The 11,404-nt window shown below is 44.1% G+C and carries 5 protein-coding genes; all 5 read right to left on the bottom strand.

The annotated features are described in order from the left end of the window. Positions 1-26: 26 nt before the first annotated feature. The gene (locus U0033_RS06390) at positions 27-464 is read right to left on the bottom strand and encodes a DUF4402 domain-containing protein (protein WP_177318662.1); all 438 of its coding nucleotides are present in this window, start codon (positions 462-464) and stop codon (positions 27-29) included. A 110-nt stretch (positions 465-574) separates the two neighbouring features. Then, positions 575-8,521, bottom strand: coding sequence for a T9SS type A sorting domain-containing protein (locus U0033_RS06385; RefSeq protein WP_143150815.1), 7,947 nt, complete (start codon positions 8,519-8,521; stop codon positions 575-577). A gap of 55 nt (positions 8,522-8,576) precedes the next feature. Then, positions 8,577-9,515, bottom strand: a complete 939-nt coding sequence (locus U0033_RS06380; protein WP_143150814.1) for a fimbrial biogenesis chaperone — start codon at positions 9,513-9,515, stop codon at positions 8,577-8,579. Between the two features lie 46 nt (positions 9,516-9,561). Next, entirely contained in the window at positions 9,562-10,071 is a 510-nt protein-coding gene (locus tag U0033_RS06375; protein ID WP_072363357.1) for a DUF4402 domain-containing protein, read from the bottom strand. A 461-nt stretch (positions 10,072-10,532) separates the two neighbouring features. Continuing rightward, positions 10,533-11,381 carry an AraC family transcriptional regulator gene (locus tag U0033_RS06370; protein ID WP_072363356.1) on the bottom strand — a complete coding sequence of 283 codons (849 nt, stop codon included), beginning with the start codon at positions 11,379-11,381 and terminating at the stop codon, positions 10,533-10,535. Between the last annotated feature and the right edge of the window lie 23 nt (positions 11,382-11,404).

Raw genomic sequence — 11,404 nt, 5'->3', positions numbered from 1 at the left:
ATATGCCTTATACTATTCATTACTGTTTATTCCTGTATAAAAGTGACGTTAAAAGTTCCACTGTATGACCCTACAGGGTTCGCTGACTGGTTGCCTACAATCAGTGTTCCTCCTATTCTTATCTGCATACGGGCAGGGGGTGTTGTGTTGACAATAAATGGACTCGTGGTGTTCGCCGGCCCAAGCTGAAGGGTGAGTGTACCTCCACTACTTCCGTTAAGTGTCACATTGGGGCCATTAAGAATAGAAACTAGCGTTCCCTGGTTTGCTTCCACTTCAAAAATGGCTGGAGAAAAAGGGAAACCCAGGTTCGCCTGGATGACGCTACCACTTACTGTTCTGGAGCCATCTGCATAAACAGTTATCGTTCCGCCGGAACTACCGGTGAAAAAGGCTCCAAAGATTAGCCCCTGGGCGGGATTAACATAAACTGATATTGGCCTCGGAGGTGGTTCCTGCGCCATTGCACAATTATAACTGCCCAGAATAAATATTATGATAAGACAAATACTGCCGTTAATGCCAGAAATAAATTTTTGAATTTCGCTAACCAGGTAATTCCATCTTATTCTTTTCATTTATAGAAAAATACTTTTTTTGCAACTGTTTGTTGCTGTGTATAAAAACTAACGATATAAATTCCATTGGTTAAATTTGATCCAAGTAAATGGTGCCCATTTCCGGAAAAATCTTTTTGGAGAATAGTCTGCCCCAGTATATTTGTGACAGCAATTCTGCAATGTTCACCAGGTACTTTATCAAAAAAGCCGTACAACTCTCCATGCGTATTATAGGCCTGAAAGATAGCGCTTGAACCTGTCGCAGGAGGTCCATCTTTCGCATCTGCCACCAGGTAGAACCGGTTTTTAAAATGACCGGGAGATAAATAAACCCGAAACTGTAACTGCTCATTCACCTCGCCGATAGCACCGGTTATAGCATCATATAAAAAGAAGTGCCTGTCTGCAGGTATTCGATCCATATTCACCATATGAAATACTATCATACCTGCCCGCTCTGTAATAAGCCCCAGGGGAATAGTGTCCTTATTGTCCGCAGGCCATGCACAGATTGATAAATCTCCTCCACCAGGAGATGGGATAAAAAGATTCGGTACAAGCGGGTCGGTGTTCATGATCTTCAATGCATCCATCTCCTGATCGAAACTTTTAGTTGCGGCTGCATCCAAATAAATCACTAATGGATCTGCCTCCAGCCCTTCTTCGGTAAATCCTGCACTGAGGCGTAACAGTGGGGCCGGGTTTGGTCGTTCTTTGTGGAAGGAAGGAGAAATATTATTGACGCGTGCATTGTTGTTTACAGCCAAGGTGCCGGATACCGGATATGTTCCGTTACTTACATGCACAAAGAAGCCCTGCATAGCCGGAATAATGTTGTTAGCAGTTCCATCACTGGATATGCCATTAATATAAGAGCTATACGTGCCCGTATACCGGTCTGTTGCTCCTGCATTAAAGTAATAAATAGCGTTATCGATATTATTGCGGGTCCACCCACCAGTTATATCCCAGTCGATCGGTGATGGATAAGGATTCCCCACCAGATTGAAGCCCAATGTATATGGTTGGTTATTGTTAAATAATGTGGCACTGATCGTTTGATTGTTCACTGCTCCTGTCATATCTACTGTTATTGGAGTGGTGGATGCCCCCATATTGACAGCATATCCCTCCAGTGGATTCAGTACCCCCGAGGAAGTTGTATATTTTGTCCAGCCGGAAGAGGCCTTGTTTTCCAGGTAACGATATAAAACAGGATAGGTCGCGTTCAGGTCAACTTCATTGGCAAACTCATTAACTGTTGCCGCTTGGAACGGAGAACTGAAATACCGGTATCCAAAGCTCGAAGACAGGTAACGCTGCATGGTTACATTGCCGGATACCTGGCCTGCACCCGTGCCATCTATCAACGCTGTACCAGCTGCGGTAGAGACCAGGGTAAGATAACCACCTGTATTTAATTGCCCGCTGGTTACTTTCAGAATGCCGGTAACTTTGAATGTGCCGCCAAGTGTCACACCAGAAGTATTGTTTATTGTAAGATTAAGAACAGTGTTGGTACTGAAGACGCCTGCTGAAATGGCCTGCGCGGAAGTACCATTCATCTCTATACTACCTGCAGTGCTAAGCAGCGAGCCGCTGTTGGTGATTGTTCCGCTTATTCTTAGCAGGCCGTTGGTCACTGTCACTGACCCTCCTGATTGTATAGACAGGTTTTTTGTGGATGCTGTGTTACCACTCACAACCGGGTAATTAGTCAGCCCGGAGGGTACAACTACATCATTAGCAGTAGTTGGAGGAAGCCCGGTGGACCAATTGCCATTCGTGAACCAATTGGTGCTGGTGGCACCTGTCCAGTTATAGGTTGTTATCAGTTCGCCCACAGCATAGGTTCCCAAACTGCTTAGTCCTGTAGTTGTGATGGAAGTGGAAGATGGTGTGCTTAGAGCAGCAGGTGTCCATGTACTTCCGTTATAACTGGCTACTTTCAGATTCGCGGTCACTACTCCCGGATCAACATCGGTTGCTACCCAGTTAAGCGTTACTGAAGTGGTTGTAAAGGTGATACCTGAGTTGGTGAATTCCCAATACCGGTTTACACTTTTATTAGGATCAAGTCCGGAGGTGGCGATATTAGGATGATCGGGGGTTGCTGCTCTCGCCGTTATGGTGCCGCCGACCGATACCGTAGTAAATACGGTGCTGGCCGGCGAATAACTCAGACTATCGCCTATTTCAAATGTTTTACTTAAAGAAGCTATGGTAACCTGTTTTTGCTCATAACCAAATACCCACCCTGTCACCTGCCCCGCATTCGTCACGGATGCTGCCAGCGGTATAATTACCTTGTTAGTACCCGTCCGGATATTTCCACGAATAAAATTAAGGACACCATTGATGGTATTATCAGAGGCAAGATTTACAAAGCCAGTTGTTTTATTGACCGTAAGATTTTGAAAGGCACCTGTTGAATTGATCTGTTGTGTTCCCGTGCCTGCAAACACCATTGTAGAGCCGGTGGCGGTAAAGGTGCCACTTGTCATGGTCCAGTGGCCCCCGATTGTATCGGCAAAACTGCCTGGTACAAAAGTACCGTTCGTTAATGTAAAGTCATTCAGCACTTTCAGAATGGTGGTTGCTGTCTTACTACCAGCTGTAGAAATGGTAAGATTCCCATACGCTGTTGCATTGGAAATAGATTGGGTAAGGCCTCCATATTCAACATAACTCAATGTATCGAGGTTATAAGTTGTAAAAACCGGTAAGGTGTTATTTCCCCTGATAATCAACCGGGCATTATCCTCAATGGCCAGGTTCCCTACGTCCTGGGTGATAGTAGTGCTTCCGATGTCGAGCGTGCCGGTGGTAATATCTATTGAGGAAACACTGGTCAGGGATTTGGAAACTGTAACTGTTGCCGACGGGTCTTTTAATATCTGTAACTGAGCCAGCGCAAAAGATGTAGGTGTACCGGAAATTACCGAAGCTCCTGTACCCGTCATGACCAGTGTTCCAGGAGAGGCTGTGAAAGAAGAGGAAGTACCATTATTATTGAAATTATGGCTTACATTAAAATCCGACTCTGCGGTGATAGCACCTGTAATGTTCAAGTCATAGAAGGTGGTATTGGGGCTCCCGATTATATGACCAGCTGCAGCGCTCAGGTTAAAAGTGGAGGTTCCTCCATTCAGTGTGCCGTTGCTTTCCACAGTTCCTGCCACACTATAGGTATTGCTACCTGCATTAAAAATACCTGTACTTGTGATCTGGAAATCTGTATTCAGCGTCCAGTTTGCAGCCGGGCTAACGCCTGCGCTATTGGAAATAGTTACTGTATTTAATGCTGTAGGCGTGCCTGTGACCGTGATGGCTCCCGTACCACCGAACAAGACGGTACCAGTGCTGGTAAAACCGGTGCCTGACAAATTAATGGTTTGGGGTGTAGAAGGTGTAAAGTTCAATTTTCCGCTACTGGTAACAGTACCGTTATTTGTGAAGCTGCCAAATATATTATGAGTGCTGCCTCCTCCGTTAAAGGTCGCACCACTGCTGACATTAAATGCCACAAATACATTCCATCCCACACTGGCTGTTACGCCGGCAGTATTGTTAATATTCGCCGTAGCAAATGAGGGGGAACTGGTGGAGTTTAACACAGGAGATACATTCCCGTTGAAGTTGATGATACCATTGGAATTGGACACCAGACTATTCAGAATGCGGATGGTTTGCAAACTGGTGCCGGTAAATGTCGTGGTTCCGGTGCTGGTTAATGAACCACTGTTAGTAAGATCGCCATTTATTGTAGCTAACCCACCGCCAGCATTAAAAGTACCAGTGGAAGTGACATTTAACAAGCCGTTGTAAGTAATATCACTACCATTCACCGTATAGCTGCCAGAGACAGTGACCCGGTTAAAAGTCGTGGTGCCCGTAATAGTTTTTCCAGTTCCATTAAGTGTAACAGTGTTGGTCGAAGGCGTAAATGTTCCACTGTTAATCCAATTACCATACAGGCTTAAGGGAAAAGTTCCGCCATTTAAGGTAGCACCGCTGTTAATGGTAATATCGCCGTTTACAGTTGTAAGCCCGGCCAGTACTTTTGCGGATCCTCCGCCATTACTAAAAATGAGATTTCCATAATTCTGTCCGGACACTGATTGTGCCACGGTGCCATTATAATGAACGGTACTGGCGCTATTTATTGAATATACCGAATAATTTGCAGGGAAGTTGGCAGCACCTCCTACCAGCAAAGTGGTACCTGAAGCCAGCGACATGGTGCCTCCAAGGGCCGCACGGCTCACAGAAAATGTAACCAGGTTCAGTGATCCGGAACTAATGGTGAGATTTCCACTAAGGAGCAGGTTACCTGTCAGCGTTGCTACACCTGATGTTTTGTTGATGTTAAGATTGTTAAAACCCGATGCGGATATGTTTTGTGCTGCAGCACCTGTAAAATTAACTGTACTACCCGTAGAGGAAAACGTTCCACTGTTGGTCCAGTTACCGCCGACATCCATAGTCGTATTTTGTACGGTGAGGATGGCGCCGGATTGGATGCTTACATTTCCGGCAACGGTCGCAACATTGCTTTGATTAAACTCACCGGATGCTACAGAAAGATCCCCGTTAATAGTAATCCGCCCCGTATCAACAGCCGTACCGGAAGCTTTTTGGACGGTCAGGTTATTATAAGTTAGACCCGCCACTATTTGTGTGGTACTTCCATTATAAATCACGGTAGATGTTCCGGGAGAAAATGTTCCGCTTACATAATTGTAATCTCCGCCGATAGAAAGCACCCCTGCACTGGTAAAGCCTAATGTAGCCCCAGTGGTTTGGGTCAGGTCGCCTCCAACCGTGAGGGATCCTGTACCTGAGCTAATATTGATGTTATGTCCGCTGGTGCCATCACCCATAGATATATCGCCATTGACGGTCAGATTCTGGTTGTTCATTGTAATGGTATGACTGGCATTACCCGCCCAGATACCCTGCAGGTTACCCTGAATAGTTAAACTTCCACCGGTGGCAAGCGTGATACTAACAGGCTGAAGACTGCCCAATACAACGTTTTTTACATTGACGCTTGTATTGATGACTGGTTGATTAGTAAAAGAAACGATACCAATCTGCACAATATCATTTACGCCCGGTGGGATAGTAGCCGACCCTAGATCAGTTGTCCAGTTCCCGGCAGTAGCCCAGTTATTGCTCACAGAGCCGTTCCAGCGGTAAACACTGGCATTGTCAGATAAAGTAAACCGGCCGTCTATATCAGGAAAATTACTGTCTTCCACATAATTGGAAGTAGTACTGTTTGCCGTTTTGCCTGTGGTAATCCATTGGCTTCCCGGGTTCACCCAAAGGCTCATACTGGATTCATTGTTACCATTTAATTCCCCGTCTTCATAATGTAATCTTATAGTAGCACCGGTCAATGTGAAAGTTCCGGTCTTCGCAATCGTGTACTCACGGTTTATGCTAGCCCCTGAAGGGAAGTCACTAATAGCTCCCAATGTTACTGAAACAGTAATTGCTGTAAGGGATAACGTGCCATTCATGGTAATGGTGTTATCCGGTCCTTCAAATGCATAGGCTGTTCCACTGGTAAAAGCATGCTGCCGCCTGATATTGCCTAAGATGATCCCATTACCATTCCGGGTGTTTGTAATAGTGAGGGTATTTGTTCCCGTAATTATTCTTCCGGATGTCATATTTACAATTAGTGCACTAATATCATTAAGGGCATTTACATCGGTATTTGCACTTCCTTTGTTGACAGTAAGGTTGTTAAATGTAGTTGCGCCAGTAATAGCGGAATTAGACGTGCCGGAAAAAGTAATATTACTGGATCCTGCGGTAAAGGTTCCGCTGTTGCTCAGGTCACCAACAATAGTATGTGTAAATGTGAGTGCATTAAAGGTGCTGCCGGTAAGGATACTGAAACTACCATTGGCAGTGATAGCACCGCCGGCGCTTTTGACTCCCGTGTTGGAAATAATCAGATTATAATAGGTGCCCGCAGTTACAGTCTGGGTCAGGGAACCATTGTAATTTACAGTGTTGGGGGTAGTAGATGTTACATCAAAAGTTCCGCTGCTAATAGTGAAAGCATTGGCAACACCCATCACTGAGTTGGAAGAAAGTTGTAAAGAAGTGCCATTGATCGTTATATTATAGAGGTTAGCAGTACCGTTCAGGATACTTGTACCGGTGAAAGTAATAGTACCGGCTGTAGCGCTGAAGGACCCACTGACATTAAGAGATGTATTGATGGTAAAGGAAATGGCAGTCGTGATCGTTCCGCTAGTGGTTAATGTACCAAAGGTAGCAGTACCTGCGCCTGATATTGTTTTGGATGTTCCGGTCAGTTTCTGTTCACCATTTGTTCCATTAAAAGTTCCAGAAACGGTTAGGTTTCCTTTCACCTCAAATACGTTGGCAGCTGAGATGCTACCGGTGATCACAAGGTTGTCAAAAACTATATTTGTACCTGTAATAGATTTGGATGCACCGGACATGGTGAGTGTCCCTCCGGTCAGATGTGTAAATGTGCCCGGTTCAATAGTCGCGAGGTTGCCACCTATCGTGATACTGGCGTTTGCGTCAGCCGTTATATTGAATGCTGCAATTGTCAGGTTATTGAAATTATGCGTACCCGTTCCATGGATGGCTGTACCTCCTCCTGACATTTGAACGGTACTGGTAGCGCCGGTAAATGTTCCTGCCACAGTCCAGCTGTCCGAGACGATGATGGTAAAACTACCTCCATTAAAGGTCGTGCCGGTTCCTATATTGACACTCCCGTTTATGGTTATATTAGCGCCGGCAGTAAAGCTTAATGAAGATGCCGTTCCGAGAGAACTTGTCAGGTTCCCTTCAATTGTGAAGGCAGTAGCAGGAAGGGTTTTTACAACCGTTCCTGTGGTGCCGGACAGAATTAAGTTGCCATAAGTCTGAGCAGACACTACCTGCGTGGCATCTCCATAATATTCGACCGTACTACCCAGCTGTAATTCCCTCGTACCATAATTTGCAGGGAAATTGGCCCCACTAAGCCGGAGGCTTGCTCCGGAGGACACAACTAAGTCACCACCAGCTACTGTCGTACCTCTGTTAGCTGTAAATGTGGCCAGGTCAAGCGTACCAGTCAATACTTCTATCCTGCCGGCAGCTGATGTCGAAGAAACTAATGCGTTTAAATTTGCAATCAGAGACTTTACGGTAGATGCACCACTTATGCGTAAAGTAGAATAGGAAAGATCGGAACGTACAGTCTGATTGGCTGTTGTTGCACTATATACTACGACAGAACCTGCATTTAAGGTAGGGGTTAATGAATAATTGGCTGCAAAAGTAGATGCAGTTACATTCAGAATACCGGTTGCATCCACGAGCAGGGTACCGCCACCGGAAACGAGGTACGGTGTGGCGTTTTCCGCAGGAATGAATGTTCCACTTACAGTAAGTGCGTTAGATACGCTCACGTTTGTGTTGAAAGTGACCACACTACCAACGCCAATTCCCAGTCTCCGGAAAGTGGTGGTTCCTCCGTTAATGGATTGCGTCGCCCCCGCAAAATTCACACGTGCGTTATTCTGGGTGGTTGTATAAGATCCACTATTGGTCCAGTTCCCTTTTACTGTCACAGTAACACCTCTTTGTGTAATGGATCCACCTGCATTAATGATAAGATTTCCTGATATTGTCAGATTCTTGTTAACACTTAAAACCGGGGAGTTTGTACTGCTTATGGTGAGACTGTTAACTGTCGCATTCGAACTGATCGTAGGCTGGAAAGTGCCAGTAAAACTGGCATCTCCAATAATAGCATTTGTTGTCGCATTCGGAACACCTGCTGTCCAGTTGGACGCATTGCTCCATGCCGTGCTGACAGTGCCTCTCCAGCTTGTCTGACCTAAACTTAAAAGGGGTGTTAATAGCAGTAACGACAAAATAATAACGCGGAAAATGTTATTACCGTTTGTTTTCATTTAGATGTAATTGATGCAATATGCATTCCTGTCGATTTATTTCATTCTTTCTTTTTTATTTGAGCTGTAATTCCCGCTTTGCAAAAGTTTTACTCCTGCCCTGTATGGTTATACTGTAATCCACTACAAGCTTCCCACTGTTGTAACTAATGCCAGGCTTTTGAACCAATGGAATTTTAAGCTGACGTGAGCGGTTAGGCGTGTATACTGCCACTCCCCTTACCAATCCTACCTGGGTGGCTTTACCCTGGGCCGATACATATTCCACTTTAACATCTCCATAAACAGATGTATTTCCCTGACGTTCAAACTCAATATTTAGAAGGGGAGCACCGTTGTATTTGCCGATGGAAAGATCAGCAATATCGACCTTCCCGGTTTGTGTACCTACACGTATAATAATAGGAATAGACAATCCGAAAACCGGTGTCAGCTTAACAGAAAGATTCCCCGAATCTTTCTGCTCCGTCTCCTCACCAAGTGGAGTTTTTTGTAGTTCGGCTCGCAGGTAAAGATGCGAACGATATTCACCACTATCAAGCTGACTGGTATTAATCAATTGGAGCTTAACAAGCTGGGCATCGTTTGGCGGCAGCACAACACTGCGTGGGAAAAAACGAATAAAAGGGCTTGCAAACTTTTGGCCTGAGTCAGGCTCGTTAATCTTTTCAGAGGTACCATTCTCATTCATTCTAATCTCGATAAATGAGATGAGGTAGCGCGCTGTATCACTACCAGTATTCGCAAGACTTAGCTCCTGCATCTTTTCCCTTCCTTCAAAGATCATTCGCATTGGAGTTACCAGCAGATTACCTTGCGCATATGCACCTAATGATGATAAAAAAAGATAACCTGTAGCGGAGGTCAAAAATTGAAAAAAATAACACAGGAAAATTTTTCCATTGGATATAGTCGTTCGCATAATATAGGAACCAGAAGTACCAACAAGTGAATTTGTCATGTACCAGGCATACAGGATTGCATGCCTGGACATAACAGTTTTGTTAATCTTACAGTAGGATATGGCATTTACAATAAAATCAGTTATAATTAACGGTAACATCAAACGCCCCTGAAACATAAGTACCTGCAGGCTGTGCGGCTGCCACATTGAGCGTAGCTCCGACATTCAACGTCTGAGTGCCACCTGTTAAGGTACCTGTTCCGGATGGATCGCTGGTAAAGGTTGTTGCAGTCATGGTGTTTGCTCCACTTGTGAGAGTGACAGCAGAAGTAGGCAATGTGATACTGTAGGAATAACCATCAACGCCGGTAACAGTGAAGGACGCGGCTGCTACTGTACCAGCATCGGTAGGCAATGTCACTCCTCCGGTAGATGTTCTGACACCTGCAGGTGTCAATACTACCGTTCCTCCTGCAGTGGATCGGACTGCTACATTACCAAAATTCATATCAACGTCTTTTGTAATGCTTATAGGCGTCACAATTGTAGCCGTTGCGGTGGCCTGTGCTGTTTCCTGGGCTTTAGTATCAATAGCAAAGCTGGCAAATGCGCAGGTTAGGGCTGCAAATAATAATTTTTTTTTCATTAAATTAAGCATTTAGTGATTCAGGTTAATAGGCTCATTATATTCATGGACGAATAATGTAGCCACATGCACATTTCTAACATGAAAGCTCATTAAAAGGTTGAGATACTCAAAAATAAATTTGGATTCCTAAAATGGAGTATTGGGGATATTACCATTATAGACCTTGACGCCCTAAAAAAGATAAGAAACGAACCAGATAGTACGTAATACGATAGTGCTTTCCAGGCTTCTCAGACCTTCTTTTTAAAAAATACGGCTTGCCTTTGTTCGTTTGTCTTGCATCAATAGTGTTATCTCCGGATCAATATCGTTACCTGGTTAGCGATAACAAATCTTATCCATAAATTCCGATGGGAAAATTAAAACTGGAGACTGTTTTCCCCGCCGAATGCACCTCAAATAAGGCGCATACAATTTTAAAATGCATTTTTGAAGGAGGATTTCCCTTACGATAACCCCTACCAGTGCTCAGGATGAGGTTGATTACTATCTCTACGATATACGGAAGGTACCACACCCTTATACTTTTTAAATATCCTGTTCAAATGGCTTTGATCCGTAAACCCAAATTCGAATGCAATTTCATTAATTCTCATATCAGTAAGCCGCAGGCGGCTCTCAATTAATTTTATTTTATACAGGGTAATATATTGTTGCAGGCTTTCGCCAGTATGTTTTTTAAAATACTCCCCGATATAATTCGGCGATAAGTTAAATTTTGCCGCGATTTGTTCAATTTTCAATTTCTCAGGTTGAAATATAAACTGGTGCAGATAATTAATCACCGGCATTACGTTGGTTATATTTCCATTGAAAACTCCTGTTTCCTGTAAGGTGAGATTACGGGCTGCAAATGTGATAATAGTATTAATAAGTTGTTGGATGATCTGCTCCTGGTGAGGAGACTGGTTTTCTTTTTCCCTGATCAATGCATCCACGGTGGCCCTGATGAAAGGTTTATCTGTAACGGTTTTTAGTATGCATCCAGGCAGGTGATTATAACTATTGAAAATATACTCCAGGTCCTTAATGTTTTGACTCGTTTGTAGCTTTAAGTAGTCGTTGCTAAACCGGATAAAGAAAAAGCGGCTGAAAGTATCCACTTGAAAACTATGTTGATCCTGCGGAAAGATGAGAAACAACTTATCAGGTGCATATGGAAGTTGATGCTCATTGATGATTTGGATCCCGGTTCCATCCAGCACAAATACCATTTCGAAAAAGGTATTTTTATGTGCCCTGGCGTTGTAATGGTAAGTTTCTAATAATTCGAGTTCGTAGGCAGTATATAAATTCTTTGTTTCCACACCTGCAATTATACAACATTTTC

This window comes from Chitinophaga sancti, assembly GCF_034424315.1.
Taxonomy (GTDB): Bacteria; Bacteroidota; Bacteroidia; order Chitinophagales; family Chitinophagaceae; genus Chitinophaga; species Chitinophaga sancti.
The sequence above is the reverse complement of the archived record's forward strand: the minus strand, read 5'-3'. Positions and strand labels throughout refer to the sequence as shown.